Source organism: Pseudomonas oryzihabitans (assembly GCF_006384975.1).
GTDB lineage: Bacteria > Pseudomonadota > Gammaproteobacteria > Pseudomonadales > Pseudomonadaceae > Chryseomonas > Chryseomonas psychrotolerans_B.
Map to the genome: position 1 here is coordinate 598,530 of NZ_CP021645.1, position 18,363 is coordinate 616,892.

An 18,363-nucleotide genomic window follows, 5' to 3' on the forward strand; every position below is an offset into this window, starting at 1 on the left:
CCTCATGAAGACCGACGATATCGAAGCCTTTGTCGCGGTGATCCGCAGCGGTTCTCTCAATGCCGCCGCCCAGTCCCTGGGGCTGACCCAGCCGGCCATCACCCGGCGCCTGCAGAGCCTGGAACAGGACCTGGGCGTCGAGTTGCTCGACCGCCATACCAAGCCGCTCAAGCCGACGCGCCTGGGCCAGGAGGTCTACGGCCATTGCCGCGCCATCCTGCGCGAGATGGACGCCCTGCGCGAGCGGGTGGCGGGCGATGCCCCGCCGTCCGGCCTGCTGCGCCTGGGCGTACCCCAGACCCTGGGCGATGCCCTGTTGCTGGATGCCGTGCGCGAGATCCGCGCCCGCTATCCCGAGCTGCGCACCCAGGTGGCGACCGGCTGGGGCAGCGTGCTGGTGAGTCGCATCGAGCATGGCGAACTGGACGGCGCCCTGGTGCTGTTCCCGGCCAACAAGGTGTTTCCTGACGGCGTCGAAGCCCGGGCCTTGGGTGCCATGCCCTTGCAGGTGGTCTGTGCGCGTGATCAGGCGCCGGCCAAGGCGCAGCGCCTGGCCGATATCCAGGGGCAGGGCTGGGTGCTCAATCCCGACGGCTGCGGCTTTCGCGCCAGCCTGCAGCGCACCCTGGCCGACCAGGGCCAGGCGCTGCGCATCAATTTGGAAACCTATGGCACCGAACTCCAGCTCGGCCTGGTGGCCGACGGCCAAGGCCTCGGCCTGGTCCCGGCGCCGCTGCTGGCCCGCAGCGCTCACCGCGAACGCCTGGCGGCCATCCCGCTGAAGGACTTCAAGCCGGAAATCCAGCTGTGGCTGATCCACCCGCGCTTTCTCGGGCCGTTGCAAGAGGTGGTAGCGGCGTTCGCCGATCTGAGTACCCACTTGATCAGCTAGCCTGGCTGAGTGGCATCAGCATCTGGATGCTTTTGCAAATAGCTGCTGCCGCTGGATCGATCGTGCCATTTCATCGACAGATGCGGTACGGGAAGTGACGATGCATCGGTGATGCTTCATTGGAAGCCCTGGATCGCCAGTCTGGTCGAGACGGTCCGCCGCAAGAGCGTTTTGATCCTTTGACGCTTACCCTTCGGCCAGCCGTTGGCTGGTACCCCCATTGGTTTGAGCTTCGCCTGGCCGTCGCTCGGCGACTTTTCATACAGCACCTAATGACGGAGTGGCCTATCCATACTTCTGGAAGGTCTTCCTGGGCTATTCTTGACAAATAATAACATTGGCTTAAAAGGCCTTGCCTAGAGCCGTCCCCGCAATTAATTTTGGCCCAAAAATCATCAGCTCAAGCACTTCCTATAGCTGTGCGGTTTGCCCTTGCCGTTCTTATTGATCATAGGTGAGGTGCGGCGGCTTCGTGTTGCGCTGAATTGTAGTAAATGGGAATTGATTCTATGGGGCCAGGGATGACAGCTAATAATAATGCTCGGTGTATAAATAGTTATCTGATCCAGACCATCCATCGCTGTAATTTCTTATTGATTTCCAAGGCGCCTTCTCGAAAGCGGCTTGATTTGATAACGCGTAGATTGCGTGCCGCCATGGCGATTAATGGTGGTGATGGTCTTACTTTAAATCAGGTCAATCTTCTGCTCGCCAAAGCCTATTCGGCCGCGACCGCACGCAAGTTCGAGCTCGCCGGACGAAAGGCTAATCCGTCTTGGCGTACTGAACCTCTGATTCCAGATCCAGGGGCTTTCGGTATGGACGCTCATCCACAAGAGTCGACAGACACTTTGGCACGGGGTGTCGACGCCTAGCGAGAGGGTGTCGGTAACAGCTCGTCACGCCTCGTCTATTGTCCTAGCGCTTGCCCTGAGGGCCCCTTATTAGGATGACTTTGGGCTGCCTTTCGAGGTGGCTCTGATGGCTGTCCAAAAAATAAGGTGTCTGCAAGATCATCAACTTGACTTTTTTTAACAAGGGTTGACGTGTGTTTCGGATCGCTGCAATTTGATTTTGACTGTTGCTTCCTCGTGGTGATGTTCGCCTGTCAAGGGGATTTGCCGTGGGCGTTATTAGGGTTGGCTCCTGATTCTATTTCTTTTATTTCAGTATTTTTCTTTTTTTGATGAAGCATCGATCAGATTTGGCGAAAATTAAGTCTTTTGGGGGCGTTGTGGTTGGCCGCCTACCTGAAAGAAGTTCTTGTGGGTTGGTTGAAAGTAATAAAGGAGGTCGGGATGTCGGGGCTAGGACTAAACGCGAGAGAGGATGCCGAGTTGTTCGGGCGTCCCAGAAGACTCGGATACCTTACCGCGAAGCGTTTCGCGGGAGCGCCTTTTCGTGTAGCGGTCAGGTCCGTTCTCCCACCTTGCGGTTCGGTAGCTCAGGAGCTGGCGGATCTCGACTTTCTGATTCTCGAGCGCCGACGAGAGGACGACGACGCTCAGGTGCTGGAGGAAATCGGTCGGCTACGGCCGCTAAGCAAGCGCACGATCCTGCTGCTGGTAGTTCATGGGGGCCATCGAAATGCCCGGCTGAACTACTTGAAGGCCGGTGCGGACGTGGTCGTTCAGGCAGGGCAACGCTGCGAGACCGAAATCGCCCTCATCCTGGACCGGTTGCACGGGAATGCTCGAGGACTCGACTCACCGCTACTGCTGGACACCTTGCATCTCCGGCTCGTATCCAAGAGCGAGGCCGTCGAACTTTCCTATTCGGAGATGACGGTGCTCCGGGCTCTCTCACGGGACGCCGCGCACGTCCTGAGCTATGACCAGTTGGCCGCGACCTTCGGCATGAATTCGCAGTACTACGACAGAAGTGCGCTATCGAAATCGGTGAGCAGGTTGAGAACCAGGATCCTTTCGGTATTCAGAGTAAACCTTATCGAAAGCATCAGGGGCTATGGTTATCGCCTCAATCGCGGCCTGCTGGACGTCAAATGAAGGTGCCACCGAGGTGTGTCAATTGCCATGAGCACTAGCGTCTTCCCCATCATTCACCAGCATATCTATGACCGGTCCTCTAGACCGGCTGGGCATTGCCTACGGGGCGGTCGTCGATACGATTTCGTCGAGCGGCTGAAAATGCAGCCTGCCAAAGCGCGGAACTACGTCGACATCATGACGAACGAGATGCTGCTGCGCGCCCAGATATCAGCGTTCCAGCCTGATCCAGTCGTCGGACGCAGACCTGGCTGCGGCGCCGCGCTGTATTTCGTCGAGTGCGATGTACTGGCGCTGTTGCAAGAGCAGACGGTGGCTGAGCTGGAGACGGTGGCCAACACCCTGAAGCTTAGGCGGGCGACCTTGGTGCTCCGGCTGTACGACGGTTTCGAGAGCCTGGTGTTGAGGGATGACCGTGCGCGGTTCGGTGAGGCGATATGCCGTATTCATGAGCAGGGTGTGAGGTTCGCCCTCGGAGGGGCCTGCGATCCGGGCTATCACGTTCGCTTGCTGCAGCGATTGGGCGTCATCGACTACCTGTTCCTCCATTTGGGTAGCGTACCGCCGATCACGGCATCGGCCGTTCAGGCCAGTCATATCGGCGAGATGCGAGATCTCATGGTGGAGCAGATAAATGCCAACAGCATTCTGTTCGTTGCTTCCGGAATGAATACAGAGCACGCGAGCGAGTTGGCGAAATTCCTGCCGTTCACCTACTGGATGGGTAACTGTCTTTCCGCGCCGGTGCGTCTCTGAGTGTTGTCGTACGGCGGGTAGACGAGTTCGTCGAGCCTAGTAATTTGAGGTTGTCATGTTGAGCATTTCGGCGGAGGTATCCACCGCAGAAGGAGGCGTCGTCGCCATGAGCGTTGGCGGACACGTAGCGTCTGGCTTAGGTGAGGAGTCACGTCATCAGTGCTGTGGTCAGCAGGCGATGGCTCTTGACGAGGCGGCGTGGACGTTGTGTACGGACGCCAACACCTTGGAATCGCAGGGTGATGAAGTGAGCCTGACCCATTTTGAAACCCTGATCCTGGATGAGCTGGTGCGAAGCAGGGAAGGGGTGGTGAGTAAGGAAAGGATCATCGTCCGGCTTGGTCGCGATGCCGATCACTATTCGGGGCTGGAGATGTGCATGAGTCGTCTGCAGCGCAAGTTCAAGAAGCATTTCGGGCAGCAGCGGCTCTTCGTCGCCGTACGCAACCGGGGTTATCGACTGACTCAACGAATCTCCCGCGCCGAATGAGCGGGCAGCCATGCCGCGATCCTGCCTACGGGCGAACGGACAGCGTGAGAGGAGGGATCTTTCAGGAGGTCGTGCAGTGCTGAGGAAAGGCTCTGGTCGGGTTTTTGGTGTTCACCCGGTCCAACCAGGCGCTGCTTGTGGCACTGGTGTTCTACCAGGCGGTTGCCTGCAACGCCTTTCACGAAGAGCGGATAGCGCTTCATCTCGTCCGCCACCGCCTGAAGCCTGGCACCACCGGCCTCAGGCGCTCAGGGGCAGCGGCACGCGTCGCTGTTGCTGACCAAGGACTATGGCAATGTCAGTCAGGAGAGGCTATGGACCTGGAGAATGAGGTGGGGCTGCTGGCCACGCTATCGTTGGTGTTCGCTTATCTGGGATTCGCCCGTCATCGCTATGGTTTGCAGCATCGAGAAACCGCACGGGTCCTGCAGGATGCGCTGGCCGATCAATGTCTGCCCGCGGCCGAGAAAGCGTTATTGCTGCGCTTCTTCTACTGCTCCCTGCGGTGGTGGTTCTTGCCCGCCACCCTGGTCGCGGCGAGCGTGATGGTGCCGTGGCTGTGCTTTTTCGAGCCGGGCCAGCGCCAGGTGGCACTTTCGAGCAAGGCGCAGCGACTGCTGTTGCGTTGCCTACGGCTTCAACTGACCAGATATCCCCTGATCGCCCTGGTGGCGGGGATTCCTCTACTGCTGTGGATAGCGCTGGTGGGAATGCTTGCCGCACTCTTTCCAGGAGCGCGAAACCTCAGCGTGGAGGGACTCGTGAGAATCTTGAGCGTCGGTTTGGCGTTACTTCCGGAGTGAGGTTTCGCGCAGTGGGGATGTGGGCGGATACCTGTTATTTTTTGGCCGAAAATTAAGGTTGTTTGCCTGTTTCGGTGCGGGAAGAATAACAGTGCGTGACAACAAGAATAATATCGCGCAACGCCGCCCTTAATGGGTTGGCGAAACAATGCTCGTCTTGAAATAAAAGTCGGCGATGACGTTGGGTCTGTGCTGTCAGTGCACAGGTCTCGCCAAAGCGTGCTGAGTGAAGACTCGCGACGAATGACGCTCCAGTGAGGCGTTTTAGCGCTGTGCTGCCAGCGGCATAGGGGATTTTCGGGCACAAAGCGCAGAGTGTGGGCTGATGCTCCGCAATAGGGGCGGGCTTTTTATCGCCTTGAAAAGGTTCAACTCGAATTAAGGATGCAGTAAGTGGCAGATGATCTCAGGGAATGGAAAGTGTTGGGTCGGCAACTCTTCGTCGCCAGGAAGTTCATTGCTGGTGTCGTGGTCGCAGCCGGTCTGCTGGGCACTTTGTATTGTGTGATCACGCCGCCGGTCTATCGGGCGAATGCACTGTTGCAGATAGAGTCGCAGAAGAGCGATATCTTCGGTAGTTCCGAACTTTCCCTGTTATTGGGCAGCTCGTCTTCTTCCGCGGCCGAGATCGAGATCATCAAGTCGCGGACGATCCTGGCGAAGGCGATCCAATCCCTTGGCCTGGATGTCGACATCGAACCGGTACGCTTTCCACTGATCGGCGGTGCCATCGCCCGTTGGTTGACGCCCGAGGATGCCAGTCCGGTCGCCCCGGTCTTGGGTCTGTCCAGCTACGACTGGGGTGGCAGCCAGCTCGTCATCTCCCAACTGGAGGTGCCTTCGGCCCTGGAGTATCAGCCGCTGTCGCTGGTGGTCGAGGACGAGGACAGCTACGCGCTTTACCAGGATGACCATCTGCTATTGAGTGGACGAGTCGGTGAGCGGGTCGAGCGGCAGGGCGTGGTGATACGTGTCGAGCGCCTGATCGCCAATCCGGATGTGCGCTTCCAGGTCACCAAGACCCCGGCGCTCTTCGCCGCCCTGGATCTACAGGAGCAACTCGACGTCACCGAGCGGGGCAAGGATACCGGCGTGCTCAATGCCGCCCTCGACAGCGCGGACTTCCTCCAGGCCAAAGCCCTGCTGCAACGCATACTCGAACTCTACGTTCAGCAGAACCGCGATCGGGTATCGGCCGATGCCGCCGCCAGCCTGGTGTTCATCAAGAACCAATTGCCCAAGGTGAAGGCGGATCTGGATCGGGCGGCGAACGCGCTCGACAGTTATCAGCGCAACGAAGGCAGCATCAACATCGATCTGGAAACCAAGGCGCTGCTGGACCAGATGGTGGGCTTGGAAGGCGAGCTGAGCGGCCTGCAACTGAAGAAATCCGAACTCGAACGCCTCTATACCCCCAACCACCCGGCGCTCAAGACCCTGGAGAATCAGATTGGCTTGCTGCAACAGCGCCGGCAGCGGCTGCTGACGCAGACCCGGGCACTTCCCAATACGCAGAAGGACCTGTTCAGCCTGACCCGGGATGTCCAGGTGGCGTCCGAGACCTACTCCCAATTGCTCAATCGCGCCCAGGAATTGTCGGTGGTCCAGGCTGGAAGCCTGGGCAATGTCCGTATCCTCGACGACGCCGACGTGGATGTCCGCCATCCGGTCAAGCCCCGAACCCTCCTGATCGTCGCCGCCGCTACGCTGTTCGGGCTGTTCCTCGCGGTAGCCGCCTGTGTGATCCGTTTTTCGCTGCGGCCAACCCTGTCGTCGATCAAGATGCTCGACGCCTTCGCCCTACCGGTATATTCGGCCGTGCCCTATAGCCTTGCGGAGAAGCGTATTCGCTCCGGCAAGAGCGCCAAGCGGCGGCTGGCGGGTAGCCCGCCGGCGGTGCTGGCGGCGCGTTTTCCGCTGGAGAGCGCCGTGGAGGCGATGCGGGCCCTGCGCACCAGCCTGCACATCCTGAGCGAGGATGCGCCGAACAACCTGGTGCTGATCGCTGGCGCCACCCCAGGTGTGGGCAAGACCTTCGTCTCGGTGAATCTGGCGAGCATCGTGGCCGCCACCGGCAAGCGCGTCCTGCTGATCGACGGTGACCTGCGGCGGGGTCAACTGCATTCACTGTTGAACACCACGCTCACCCCGGGGCTCACCGATGCCCTGGCCGACCGGATCGAGCTGGCCGCCTGCATCCACCCCACCTCCATCGATAACCTCTTCGTGATGCCAGGTGGCACACGCAAGGGCATAGGCTCGGAAGTGCTTCATGGCGATGGCCTCAAGACGCTGCTGGCGGCCGTAGGGGCCGATTACGACCTGGTGATTCTGGATTCGTCACCGCTGCTGGTCGCCACCGACGGCGCGTTGCTGGCAGCTCACTGCGGCATCAAGTTCCTGGTTACTCGCCTGGGCGTCAACACCTTCCAGGAGCTCGAACTGGCCCTGCAGTCGCTTGGCAACCTGGGCATCACGGCGACTGGGCTGGTGGTGAACGCCTCGGCGAACAGCCGTGAGCAGAGTTATGGCTATTCGAGTTACTACGATGCTGCGCCGGAAGTTTGAGGCCCTGGCGCCGGGCGCGCGCCGCTCCCTGGTGCGAGTGGCGGCGGCGCTGGGCGAGCAACTGGCCTATACCGGCGCCTTCTTCGTCGTCCAACTGGTCGCGGCCCGTTGGTTGAGCGCCCACGAGTTCGCCCTGTTCGCTTCCTTGTATTCGGTGGTCATCCTGCTGAGCCTGGTCCATGGGTGTGCGGTCTTCGATACCTTGCTGGTATTCGGCAAACGGGGTGGGCGCCTGCTGGCGAGCAGCCTGTTGCGGGCGCACACCGCGGTAGCGGTGGTGCTGCTGGTGGCGACGCTCTATTTCATCTTCCTGGCTGGTCTCTCCCTGCCACTGGCACTGCTGTTCGTCCTCGCCTGCGCGAGCTTCGCGCTCTATTGGACTGCCCGTGCCCTGGCCATCGTCCAGGGACGGACCGGCTTGCTGATCGTGCCTCCACTGGTGCAGACGCTATTGGTCTTGCTGGCGCAGGAAACCTCCGCCCGGGGTGACATCGCCACCTTGTTCGGCTGCATCGTGCTCGGCATTGGCGTCCCTGCGCTGTTCATCTATGGCTACCTCAATCGGGGCGTGGACTACCGGCTGGCCGCGGGACGCGTGAAAGCCTTCGCCAGTGTCAACCTGCTGGCCCAACTCATCTTCTGGGGTTTGACCCATGGCCTGGTCATCTACTTCTTCCTGCGCGGTGCGCCGGAGCAGGCGGGGAGCCTGAGGATCAGCCTGACCCTGCTGCTGCCTGCCCAGTACCTGTGTATCGCGCTTTCCAACCAGGTGTTGCCGCAACTGATCGGCATGCTCGCGAAGCAGCAGCGACAGGCTTTCGTCAGCCGATCATTACAGCTGCTGGCGGCCTGCGTCGCGCTGAGTGCGCTTTATGCCGGCGCCTTGTCCCTCGGGTTGGGCGATGCGCTGCGTGCCTGGTTCGGTAAGTCCTTCAGCGGCGTCGATGGCGGCGTGCTGCTGGCGCTGCCGGTCGCCTTCGCCCTCGTGCAGGTCGGACGCACCTTGCTCAAGGCGAGTGGGGAACATCGACTCATGCTGCTGTGCATGCTGCTGGGACTCGCGGTGGTGGTGATCAGCCAGGGCATCGCCCAGCCGCACGCGGACCAGGTGCTCAATTATGGCGTCATCTCGGTTGCCTTCGCCCTGGCGCTGGCGAGCGGCCGACTGCTTCTGAAAATCAATGTCAAGGATGGTGAGTGAGATGAATATTCTGGTGGTGGGCGTGCCCTTCAGCCGCAACTTGGGCGACGGCGTCATCTTCGATAACCTCCGCTATCTCTATAAGAAGCACAGCCGCTTTTCCCGTGTCATTCCGCTGGATCTGGCCGGGCGCGAGACTTTCGAGTCCAGCGACAGACCGGCGTCGAACCGGGTCGCACTGTTCTCGAAGCTGCCAGGCTTCACTCGCAAGATCGCAGTCGCCGGCTTCATCCTGGCCAGCTTCCTCGGGCGTTGGCGCGGTAGCTGGAAGGCCAAGGTGGTAGCGGCCGACGTCATCGTCATCGGCGGCGGACAGCTGTTCCTCGATGAATCCCTGAATTTTCCCCTCAAGCTCTATCTGTTTTCCCTGTTGCTCAAGCACAACCCCGCGGCCAACCGCTATATCGCCTTCGTCGGCGTCGCCCCGTCGCTGAGCCGGATCGGCCGATTCCTGTTCCGTGCGGCCCTGGATAACATCCGTCCGCAGTCCGTCACGCTGCGCGATCCCGAGTCCCGTACGCGCTTCGCCGATCTCATCAGCAAGTGTTATCCGCTGGCGGTGGCTGCCGATCCCGCGCTGTTTTCCGCCGAGTGCTATGGCGTTCCCAGCCGCAGCCGGACGCAGGTCGAACGCGTTGGGCTGTGCATTGCCGATCCGCGCGGGCTCGACGTGGAAGGGCGCCTGGGCGAGGACTTCCATACCGGCCTTGCCGAGTATTTCGCGAGGCTGGCCAGGGCATTGCACGACGCGGGTTATCAGGTCGTGCTGTTCACCAATGGTGCCCTGGAGGACGAGGCCCTCAAGGGCGAGATCCATCGCAACCTGGCCCTGCCCGGGGTGCAGTGCCTCGAGCGGCCCCTCACTCCCGGTACCCTGGTGGGCAACATCGCCACCTTCGACCTGCTGGTGGCGCATCGACTACACGCCAACATCATCGCCCTCGCGCTGGGCGTGCCTTCCATCGGCCTGCGCTGGGATGCCAAGGTGGAATCCTTTTTCCGTATGAGCGGGCGTTCGGAGGCCTTTCTGGACGACCTGGTGCCGACGGTGCCGGCGACCCTGGCACGACTCGAGGCCATCGCTGGCGCCGCTACGCCGTACGCAGCGGAAGTCCTCGCGGCCAGGGTCAGCGGTACCGTCGCCGCTCAGGTCCAGCGGTAGGCATGTCATGGCCATTCCTGTCGCCTACCGCCTGCTGCTGGGATTGCTGTGCTGTTGCCTGGCGCTGCTGGTGACCCTGCATCAGGACGAGATCCTGCCGGCCTATTTCTTCACCGATGCGGGGACCATCAGCGATCTCATCAGCTACGTCGATCTGGAGGCGGCTGAACAGGATTCGTTCGTCGCCACCGCCTGGGTATTCAAGACCCTGGGCGGCGACGGCGGGCAATTACTGATCATCCTCGCCGTGCTGGCGGTGTGCCTGCTGATCTGCAACTGCATCCAGACGCCGTTGCACCTGGGCGTCGCGCTGGTCTACCTGGTTCCCTTGTTGTTGTACAACCTCAAGCTCTCCAAGGAAACCATCGTCCTGGTGCTGAACCTGACCTGCATCGCCGTGGCGCTGCTGTGCCGACGTCACGCCACGCGGGTGATCCTGGTGGTGGCGCTCTATCTGACCTATGCCTATTTCTTCCGGGTGTACTACGCCTTCGTCGCGCTGCTGATCCTGTTTCTCAGCGTCTTCTGGGCCGCCAAACCGCGTCTGCGGCTGGTCCTGCTCGCGTTTCTGGTACTGGCCTGCCTGGCCGTCCCCGGCGAAGTATGGAACAGCCTGCAATTGCCGCGGGACCAGGTGAACCAGTCACGCGAGGGACTCAGCGACTCCAAGACCCTCTTCACCAACCCGCTGACACCCAATGGTCTGGCCACGGTGCTACCCAATTCGGGCTACGCCGCGGTGCGTTTCTATTTTGCCCCGCTGTTCTCGCTGCGCGTTCAAGAGCTGTTGCTGGCTGCGGTGCTCTGGGGCATGACGCTGCTGCTGCTCAGCAAGCGCAATCCGGGTCATGTACTGGCCTGTATCGCCATCGGCAACTTCATCATCCAGACCTTTTTCGAACCCGACCTGGGTTCCTTTCTCCGGCATCTTTGTGCCTATGCCTTTTGTCTGTTCGCCTTACCCACCCAAACGGCAGTGATCGAGTCAATGCAGGAGCGAACCCATGGCTGACTATCTGAAGGTGTTGCATGTGGCGGAGACCGTCAAAGGCGGGGTCGCCAGTTATCTGAACCTACTGGAGCGCCAGGCCGGAGAGTTGCAGTGTGAATTCTTCTTCCTGATCCCGGCCAGCCAGCGTGATCAACTCGATGCCGCTCACCTGTTGACCCACGAGCACCGGCGCAGCCTGACCGGCGTTCTGGGCCTGGCCCGCGCCATCCTGCAGGCGGTGAAGGAGACGGGAGCCAGCGTGGTCTATGCCCACAGCACCTTCGCCGGCCTGGCGCTCTGCCTGGCCACCTTACGACTGGATCGGCGGATTCGTACTCTCTATTGCCCGCACGGCTGGGCCAGTCTGCGCAAGTCGAGGTCCTGGATTTCCTTCTGCGTCAGGAACGTGGAGCGCGCCATCTCCCATGTCCCCTCGCGGGTGGTCAACATTTCGCGTTTCGAGCATGCCTACAGCCGCTCGATGGGCTTCTCCCCGCGTTGTGTGCTCATCGAGAACACGGTATTGCCCAGCTGGCCCGCGGCCACCCAGTCTTCGCTGTTCGACCCCGCGGTCATCAACGTGCTCTTCGTGGGGCGCTTCGATCGGCAGAAGGGTTTCGACATCCTCTGCGATGCCATGCGTCGCTTGAATCGCCAGGCACCGGGACGGTTCTGCTTCCACCTGGTCGGCGACGTGGTACTGCGCGATCACCAACAGGACTTCGCCTTCGCCAAGAACATCCATTATCACGGCTGGGCCGCGGCGGACGAGATCGACTTCTACTACCGCAACGCCGATTTCCTGGTGGTGCCTTCGCGCTGGGAGGGCTTCGGCCTCTGTGTGCTGGAGGCCTTCCGCAATGGCTTGCCGGTCATCGCCAGCCGTTCGGGGGCCTTGCCGGACCTGATCGAGCATGAGCGCACCGGGCTGCTGTTCGACGGCACCGCAGAGCATCTGTGCGAGCAACTGTGTGCCGTCACTCGCGAGGACAAACTGCGGTGGGGGGAGAGATGCCTGCAGGCCTATGGCCAACGCTTCGCCTTGGAGCGCTTCGTCGGTGCCTATCGGGAGCTGTTGCATCCGCTGCAGTCGGAGCCGCAGTCGTGAGGTACACCGCACGGGTCCTGCCGTGGGCGGTAGCCGCGCTACTCATGCTGGGGGCTGGTCGGGGCGAGGCTATCGAGCGCGTCTTCCAGAGCGAGCTGCCGCTGCCATTGGGGGTGCAGATCGATCCGGAGACGGTTACCGATGAGGACTTGCGACAACTGCGCGAGGTCGGCTTCGATTTCGTGCGGTTCGGTATCCGGCCGCGGGTCGCCCAACGGACGGCGGTGCCGGTCGATTATCCACGGCTGACCGCGCGGTTGCGGGCGCATGGCTTGCAAAGCCTGGGTACGCTGTTCGGAGGGGCTGGCATCTGGGGCCCCGCCAGCGCCGTCGTCACGGACCCCGATCAGCGCTTCGCCGAATTCGCCGCCGAGGTGCTGGGCAACGACGCGATTCAGGTCACGGCCTTTGAGCTCTGGAACGAACCCGAACTCAAGACCTTCCTGAACCCGGCACGCCAGGACGAATTCGAGCAGGCCATGCGCCTGACCTGCGAGCGTCTGGGACAGGTCCCGCGGCGTCCGGTGCTGGCCGGCTTCGGTTTCGCCCGCTTTCCTTTCGATGAGCGTAACGCCAGACTCCAGGATCTGGCCTTCCAGTTGCTGAAGACGGGCTGCCTCCAGGAACTATCGGTCCACCCCTACCGTAACCAGCCGGAAAGCGTGATTGGCGATTATCGGCAGCTCGCGGCCAGCGCGGACGAGCGGGGAATTCCCCGGTTGACGATCCTCGCCTCGGAGTGGGGTTATGCGAGTGTGCTGCCGCGTCGTTCGCAACACGCGCAGGCACAATTGCTGGTGCGGACCTACTTGTCCAACATCGCCGCCGACATCGCTGCGCTTAACCTCTACGCCTGGCGGGATCGTGGCACCAACCCGCTCGAGCGAGAAGACAATTTCGGCTTGGTCGATTATTGGGGTCAACCGAAGGAGGCGTTTCGTGCCCTGCGCGACACCCTGCAGGTGCTCCGCGGTTATCGGCTGTCGAGCTATCGCCAGCAAGGCCAACTGCATCGGCTAGTGCTGAGCAATGGCAAGGGCCTGCTGTACCTGTACTGGACGAATGGTGGCGCCGCCTCTTTGCCGTCCGACGACGTACCGGGGGAGGCATGCGAGATGCTTTACCTGGGCACTACCTCGCAATTCTCGGACTGCCCTCCTGCCGGAGGCCTTGGCCGGCTGGTGGACAGCCGACCCCTTGCCCAGCGCATGAAGCCTTGAGACGACCGGGCGGACCTCAATCAGCGCCGCCCGGGTTCCACTAGGCTTTGAGAAACTCCCGCAGCACAAAGTGCAGGATGCCGCCGGCCTTGAAGTAGCTCACCTCATTGACCGTATCGATGCGGCAGAGCACCTCGACGCTTTCCAGGCTGCCGTCCTCGCGGGTGATCTCCAGGGTCAGCGGCATGCGCGGACGCAGCTCGACGCCGTCGATCCCCAGCACGGCGATCTTCTCCTTGCCGGTCAGCCCCAGGGACTTGCGATCCACGCCGTCCTTGAACTGCAGCGGCAGCACGCCCATGCCCACCAGGTTGGATCTGTGGATGCGCTCGAAGCTCTCGGCCACCACGGCTTTCACGCCCAGCAGGTTGGTGCCCTTGGCCGCCCAGTCGCGAGAGGAGCCGGTGCCGTATTCCTTGCCGGCGATGATCACCAGCGGGGTGTTCTCCAGCTCGTACTTCATGGCCGCGTCATAGATCGACAGCTTCTCGCCGCTGGGCACGTGGATCGTATTGCCACCTTCTTCGCCGCCAAGCATCTCGTTCTTGATGCGGATGTTGGCGAAGGTGCCCCTCATCATCACCTCATGGTTGCCGCGGCGCGAACCGTAGGAGTTGAAGTCGGCATAGGCCACGCCATGTTCGGCCAGATAGCGTCCGGCGGGGCTGTCCTTCTTGATGTTGCCGGCGGGGGAGATGTGGTCGGTGGTCACCGAATCGCCCAGCAGCGCCAGGATGCGCGCGTCGTGGATGTCGGCGATGCGCGGCGGATCGCCGGCGATGCCTTCAAAGAACGGCGGATTCTGGATGTAGGTGGAGTCGGCGTCCCAGACATAGGTCTCGGCGTCCGGCACCTGGATGGCCTGCCACTTCTCGTCGCCGTCGAACACTGCGCCGTATTGCTTGTGGAACATGGCGGTGTCGAGCTTCTGCACCGCCTCGGCCACTTCCTGCTGGCTGGGCCAGACGTCCTTCAGATAGACCGGCTGGCCATCGTTACCGGTGCCCAGCGGCTCCTGGGTCAGATCGACCTTCACGCTGCCGGCCAGGGCATAGGCCACCACCAGCGGCGGCGAGGCCAGCCAGTTGGTCTTGACTAGCGGATGCACGCGACCCTCGAAGTTGCGGTTGCCGGAGAGCACCGAGGCCACGGTGAGGTCGGCGTCCTGGATGGCCTTCTCGATGGGATCGAGCAGCGGTCCTGAGTTGCCGATGCAGGTGGTGCAGCCATAGCCCACCAGGTCGAAGCCGAGGTCGTTGAGATAGGGAGTGAGGCCGGCGGCGTTGTAGTAGTCGGTCACCACCTTGGAGCCGGGCGCGAGGGACGACTTGACCCAGGGCTTGCGCATCAGGCCCTTCTCGGCGGCTTTCTTCGCCAAGAGACCGGCCGCCATCATGACGCTGGGGTTGGAGGTATTGGTGCAGGAGGTGATGGCGGCGATGACCACGGCGCCGTCTTCCAGTTGGAAGGTCTGGCCATCGAGCTGCACTTCCACGCCACTACCAGCCTTGGTGGCCTCGGCTTTTTTCGGGGCCAGGGCATTGAAATCGCCGAAGGCCTTGGCCACTTCGCCGAGCAACACGCGATCCTGGGGCCGCTTGGGACCGGCCAGGCTGGACTGGACCTCGCCCATGTCCAATTCGAGCACATCGGTGAACACCGGCTCGTCGCCGGGATTGCGCCACAGGCCCTGGGCCTGGGTGTAGGCCTCGACCAGTTGCACGGTCTCCTCGGGGCGACCGGAGAGGCGCAGGTAGTCCAGGGTGATCTGGTCCACCGGGAAGAAGCCGCAGGTAGCGCCGTATTCCGGCGCCATGTTGCCGATGGTGGCGCGGTCGGCCAGGGGCAGGGTGGCCAGGCCGTCGCCGAAGAATTCGACGAACTTGCCCACCACGCCCTTCTTGCGCAGCATCTGGGTCACGGTCAGCACCAAGTCAGTGGCGGTGATGCCTTCGCGCAGCTTGCCGGTGAGCTTGAAGCCCACCACCTCGGGAATCAGCATGGACACCGGCTGGCCGAGCATGGCCGCCTCGGCCTCGATACCGCCCACGCCCCAGCCGAGCACGCCCAGGCCGTTGATCATGGTGGTGTGGGAGTCGGTGCCCACCAGGGTATCGGGGAAGGCGTAGGTCTTGCCGTCTTCTTCCTTGGTCCAGACACTGCGACCGAGGTATTCCAGGTTGACCTGGTGACAGATGCCGGTGCCCGGCGGCACTACGCGGAAGTTGTCGAAGGCGTTCTGGCCCCAGCGCAGGAAGGCGTAGCGCTCGCCGTTGCGCTCCATCTCGATCTCGACGTTCTCGTGGTAGGCGTTCTCGCTGGCGTAGCGGTCCACCATCACCGAGTGGTCGATCACCAGATCGACAGGGGAGAGCGGATTGATCCGCTGCGGATCGCCACCGGCCTTGGCCACGGCTTCGCGCATGGCGGCCAGGTCGACCACCGCCGGTACCCCGGTGAAGTCCTGCATCAGTACTCGCGCCGGGCGGTACTGGATCTCGCGATCGGCGGAGCGGGTCTTGGTCCAGTCGGCCAGGGCCTGGAGGTCCTCGCCGGTGACGGTCTGGTTGTCTTCCCAGCGCAGCAGGTTTTCCAGCAGCACCTTGAGCGACTTGGGCAGCCTGTCCAGGTTACCCAGGGTCTTGGCGGCGTCGGGCAGGCTGTAATAGTGGTAGGTACGGTCGCCTACTTGTAGGGTCTTGAGGCTTTTGAGGCTGTCCAGGGCTGGCATCAGGGGTCTCCTTATCGACGGTTGCCCGCTGGCCGCTCGGGCCTCGAGAGGCGAAGGAGACCCGTACCAGCGCTATGCGGACTGATTTTTCTAGGTGTAGTACTGGACCGGTAAGCGCCGCCTACGTTCCCTGGCTGGCGTGCTGGGGTATAGTGCGCGCCCTGCGTGACCGCTTGAGGAAGCCCCGTCGTGAATACCCTGTTGCTGCTGTGCCGTACCGGTTTCGAAGGCGAGGTCTGCGCCGAGCTCGGTGAGCGGGCGGCGCTGCTGGGTGTCGCCGGCTATGCCAAGGGCAAGCCGGGGGCGGCCTATGCCGAATTCGTCTGTGGTGATGCCGAAGGTGCTGCCCGGTTGATGCGGAGCCTGAGATTCGCTGAGCTGATCTTTCCGCGCCAGTGGTCGCGCGGCGCCTTTCTCGACCTGCCCGAGCAGGATCGCATCGGTCCGCTACTGGAGTGCTTGGCCGACTACCCGGTCTGCGGCAGCCTGGCGCTGGAAATGCCGGACACTAACGACGGCAAGGCACTCTCCACCTTCTGCAAGAAATTCGAGCGCCCCCTGACCCTCGCCTTGCGCAAGGCCGGGCGCCTGGTGGACGACCCCCGCGCGCCTCGCCTGCAACTGACCTTCCTCAGCGGTCGCCAGGTCTTCGTCGGCCTGGTCGAGCCGGGCAATGCCGCCCTTTGGCCCATGGGCATCCCGCGGCTGAAGTTTCCCCGCGAGGCGCCCAGTCGCTCGACCCTCAAGCTGGAAGAGGCCTGGCACCAATTCATCCCACGCGCCGAATGGGAGACCCGCCTGGCGCCGGAGATGCGTGCCGTGGACCTGGGCGCCGCGCCCGGTGGCTGGACCTGGCAACTGGTGGCCCGCGAGATGCTGGTGACGGCGGTGGACAACGGCCCCATGAACGAGGCGCTGATGGACACCGGCCTGGTGGAGCACCTGCAGGTCGACGGCTACGCCTTCGCGCCCAAGCGCCCAGTGGACTGGATGGTCTGCGACATCGTCGAGAAGCCGGCGCGCACCGCCGCGCTGATCGAGCGCTGGATCGGCGAGGGCCATTGCCGCGAGGCAGTGGTCAATCTCAAGCTGCCGATGAAGCAGCGCTATCGCGAGGTGGCCGGTATCCTCGAACGCCTTCGCGACCACTTCGCAGGCCGCGGCCAGCGCGTCACCATCGGCTGCAAGCAGCTCTACCACGACCGCGAGGAAGTGACCTGTCATCTACGCCGGCTGGATAAGAAACCCTAGGCCGCTGCCAAGCTCTGAATGCAGATCGCCGCAACCGTTTTACCCCTTGGAGACCTCATGACCCTCGAAGCCGATGCCACCCTCGACGCCAGCGGGCTGAATTGCCCGGAGCCGGTGATGATGCTGCACAACAAGGTGCGCGACATCGCCCCCGGCGCCCTGCTCAAGGTCATCGCCACCGATCCCTCCACCCAGCGCGACATCCCCAAGTTCTGCGTCTTCCTCGGCCACGAGCTGGTAGAGAAGAGCGAGGGGGAGGGGCGTTATCTGTATTGGATTCGCAAGAAGGTGGAGTGAGCGTCCGTCGCTGTAGGTTGGGTTGAGACGGCTTCATCGTCGAAGCCCAACGGTGCAATGCCGGGCTAGGTCTGTTGGGCTTCGCTGCGCTCAACCCAACCTACGTTGGTGCGTATTCCGTAGCGTGGAAAACCGCGCAGCGTTTTCCACTGTATGCCCCCGAACCCGTGGACAAGGCTGCGCCGTTGTCCACCCTACGTTCTACGGTCAGGCAAGACCCAGGCCTCTGACCACGCCCACCAGATGCTCCCCCAGTCGCCGATGCTGGTCCGCTTCGAAATGCACGCCGTCCACTGGACTCACCCGGATGATCGCGCCAGCGTCGACGAAGGTCGCGCCCTGGGCTTCGGCGACCTGGCGATAGCGCTCGGCCAGCTGACGTGACTTGGCGGCGCCGCCGATGAAGATCTCGCCGAGAGAACCCACTTCCTCGATAGGCGCTGGCGCCATCACGATGAGCTCGGGCTGGCTACCGTCCGGACCGGCGTTGCAACGTTTGATCTCATCCAGCAGCACTTGCAGGGCGCTGGCAATATCCGCTGGTGTCACCGAGAAGCGGGCCTTGAGATCGTTGGTGCCCAGCATCAACAGCAACACATCGACGGGTAGCTGGCTTTGCAGGCAGGGCCGCAGATAGCTCAGGCCGTTCTTGTGGCGGCCGTCGATGGGATCGTCGTGCACGGTGGTGCGGGATGGTAGGCCTTCTTCGATCACCCGCCAGTCGGCGCCCAGGCCGCGGGCCAGCACGCCGGTCCAGCGCTCGTCCCAGTCGAAGCGTTCGAGCCTGCCCGACGGGGTATGGGGGCGGGTGCCGTGGGTATTGGAATCGCCATAGCAGAGCAGGGTGCGCGAGGGCATGCCGTGGCCTCTTTGGGGAAGGGATGGCT

At 62.4% G+C, this 18,363-nt stretch carries 15 protein-coding genes; 13 read left to right on the forward strand and 2 right to left on the reverse strand.

Annotated elements, in window-relative coordinates:
* Positions 1 to 4: 4 nt before the first annotated feature.
* The 11 genes from CCZ28_RS02705 (at position 5) to CCZ28_RS02755 (ending at position 13,197) form a co-directional block, all read left to right on the forward strand.
* Entirely contained in the window at positions 5 to 892 is an 888-nt protein-coding gene (locus CCZ28_RS02705; protein WP_140215689.1) for a LysR family transcriptional regulator, read from the forward strand.
* Between the two features lie 1,238 nt (positions 893 to 2,130).
* Complete coding sequence (locus CCZ28_RS02710; protein WP_140215691.1) at positions 2,131 to 2,898, forward strand: helix-turn-helix domain-containing protein; 768 nt, start codon at positions 2,131 to 2,133, stop codon at positions 2,896 to 2,898.
* A gap of 141 nt (positions 2,899 to 3,039) precedes the next feature.
* Complete coding sequence (locus CCZ28_RS02715; protein WP_167509195.1) at positions 3,040 to 3,654, forward strand: hypothetical protein; 615 nt, start codon at positions 3,040 to 3,042, stop codon at positions 3,652 to 3,654.
* Positions 3,655 to 3,709: 55 nt separating this feature from the next.
* Positions 3,710 to 4,144, forward strand: coding sequence for a winged helix-turn-helix domain-containing protein (locus CCZ28_RS02720; RefSeq protein ID WP_140215694.1), 435 nt, complete (start codon positions 3,710 to 3,712; stop codon positions 4,142 to 4,144).
* Between the two features lie 314 nt (positions 4,145 to 4,458).
* Entirely contained in the window at positions 4,459 to 4,947 is a 489-nt protein-coding gene (locus tag CCZ28_RS02725; protein ID WP_140215696.1) for a hypothetical protein, read from the forward strand.
* Positions 4,948 to 5,340: 393 nt separating this feature from the next.
* A complete protein-coding gene (locus CCZ28_RS02730; protein ID WP_140215698.1) occupies positions 5,341 to 7,515 on the forward strand; it encodes a polysaccharide biosynthesis tyrosine autokinase in 2,175 nt (724 codons plus the stop codon).
* The gene (locus tag CCZ28_RS02735; protein ID WP_140215700.1) at positions 7,496 to 8,716 is read left to right on the forward strand and encodes a hypothetical protein; all 1,221 of its coding nucleotides are present in this window, start codon (positions 7,496 to 7,498) and stop codon (positions 8,714 to 8,716) included. Before CCZ28_RS02730 ends, CCZ28_RS02735 begins: the two co-directional genes overlap by 20 nt.
* Position 8,717: 1 nt before the next feature.
* The gene (locus tag CCZ28_RS02740) at positions 8,718 to 9,878 is read left to right on the forward strand and encodes a polysaccharide pyruvyl transferase family protein (protein ID WP_167509196.1); all 1,161 of its coding nucleotides are present in this window, start codon (positions 8,718 to 8,720) and stop codon (positions 9,876 to 9,878) included.
* 7 nt (positions 9,879 to 9,885) lie between these two features.
* Positions 9,886 to 10,890: a hypothetical protein gene (locus tag CCZ28_RS02745; RefSeq protein ID WP_140215703.1), complete on the forward strand. Its 1,005-nt coding sequence runs from the start codon at positions 9,886 to 9,888 to the stop codon at positions 10,888 to 10,890.
* A complete protein-coding gene (locus CCZ28_RS02750; RefSeq protein ID WP_140215705.1) occupies positions 10,883 to 11,977 on the forward strand; it encodes a glycosyltransferase family 4 protein in 1,095 nt (364 codons plus the stop codon). The genes CCZ28_RS02745 and CCZ28_RS02750 overlap by 8 nt, the downstream gene beginning before the upstream one ends.
* The gene (locus CCZ28_RS02755) at positions 11,974 to 13,197 is read left to right on the forward strand and encodes a hypothetical protein (protein ID WP_140215707.1); all 1,224 of its coding nucleotides are present in this window, start codon (positions 11,974 to 11,976) and stop codon (positions 13,195 to 13,197) included. The genes CCZ28_RS02750 and CCZ28_RS02755 overlap by 4 nt, the downstream gene beginning before the upstream one ends.
* A gap of 40 nt (positions 13,198 to 13,237) precedes the next feature.
* On the opposite strand, the gene acnA is transcribed toward CCZ28_RS02755, so the two are convergent.
* Complete coding sequence (acnA, locus tag CCZ28_RS02760) at positions 13,238 to 15,928, reverse strand: aconitate hydratase AcnA (protein WP_140215708.1); 2,691 nt, start codon at positions 15,926 to 15,928, stop codon at positions 13,238 to 13,240.
* A 189-nt stretch (positions 15,929 to 16,117) separates the two neighbouring features.
* Between acnA and rlmM the strand changes: the two genes are divergently transcribed.
* Positions 16,118 to 17,179 (forward strand): 23S rRNA (cytidine(2498)-2'-O)-methyltransferase RlmM, encoded by a 1,062-nt coding sequence (gene rlmM, locus CCZ28_RS02765; RefSeq protein ID WP_140215710.1) that lies wholly within the window; start codon positions 16,118 to 16,120, stop codon positions 17,177 to 17,179.
* A gap of 57 nt (positions 17,180 to 17,236) precedes the next feature.
* Positions 17,237 to 17,476, forward strand: a complete 240-nt coding sequence (gene tusA / locus CCZ28_RS02770; protein WP_027597771.1) for a sulfurtransferase TusA — start codon at positions 17,237 to 17,239, stop codon at positions 17,474 to 17,476.
* 207 nt (positions 17,477 to 17,683) lie between these two features.
* Here the strand turns inward: tusA and CCZ28_RS02775 are convergent, their stop codons facing one another.
* Complete coding sequence (locus CCZ28_RS02775; protein ID WP_140215712.1) at positions 17,684 to 18,334, reverse strand: SGNH/GDSL hydrolase family protein; 651 nt, start codon at positions 18,332 to 18,334, stop codon at positions 17,684 to 17,686.
* Positions 18,335 to 18,363 lie beyond the last annotated feature (29 nt).

What these genes read in the sequence shown, in the direction of transcription:
- CCZ28_RS02745 (WP_140215703.1), top strand. Translation starts at nt 9,886, where the DNA reads ATGGCCATTCCTGTCGCCTACCGCCTGCTGCTGGGATTGCTGTGCTGT.
- CCZ28_RS02750 (WP_140215705.1), top strand. Translation starts at nt 10,883, where the DNA reads ATGGCTGACTATCTGAAGGTGTTGCATGTGGCGGAGACCGTCAAAGGC.
- acnA (WP_140215708.1), bottom strand. Translation starts at nt 15,928, where the DNA reads ATGCCAGCCCTGGACAGCCTCAAAAGCCTCAAGACCCTACAAGTAGGC.
- CCZ28_RS02705 (WP_140215689.1), top strand. Translation starts at nt 5, where the DNA reads ATGAAGACCGACGATATCGAAGCCTTTGTCGCGGTGATCCGCAGCGGT.
- CCZ28_RS02715 (WP_167509195.1), top strand. Translation starts at nt 3,040, where the DNA reads ATGCAGCCTGCCAAAGCGCGGAACTACGTCGACATCATGACGAACGAG.
- CCZ28_RS02725 (WP_140215696.1), top strand. Translation starts at nt 4,459, where the DNA reads ATGGACCTGGAGAATGAGGTGGGGCTGCTGGCCACGCTATCGTTGGTG.
- CCZ28_RS02775 (WP_140215712.1), bottom strand. Translation starts at nt 18,334, where the DNA reads ATGCCCTCGCGCACCCTGCTCTGCTATGGCGATTCCAATACCCACGGC.
- CCZ28_RS02740 (WP_167509196.1), top strand. Translation starts at nt 8,718, where the DNA reads ATGAATATTCTGGTGGTGGGCGTGCCCTTCAGCCGCAACTTGGGCGAC.
- CCZ28_RS02735 (WP_140215700.1), top strand. Translation starts at nt 7,496, where the DNA reads ATGCTGCGCCGGAAGTTTGAGGCCCTGGCGCCGGGCGCGCGCCGCTCC.
- CCZ28_RS02720 (WP_140215694.1), top strand. Translation starts at nt 3,710, where the DNA reads ATGTTGAGCATTTCGGCGGAGGTATCCACCGCAGAAGGAGGCGTCGTC.
- tusA (WP_027597771.1), top strand. Translation starts at nt 17,237, where the DNA reads ATGACCCTCGAAGCCGATGCCACCCTCGACGCCAGCGGGCTGAATTGC.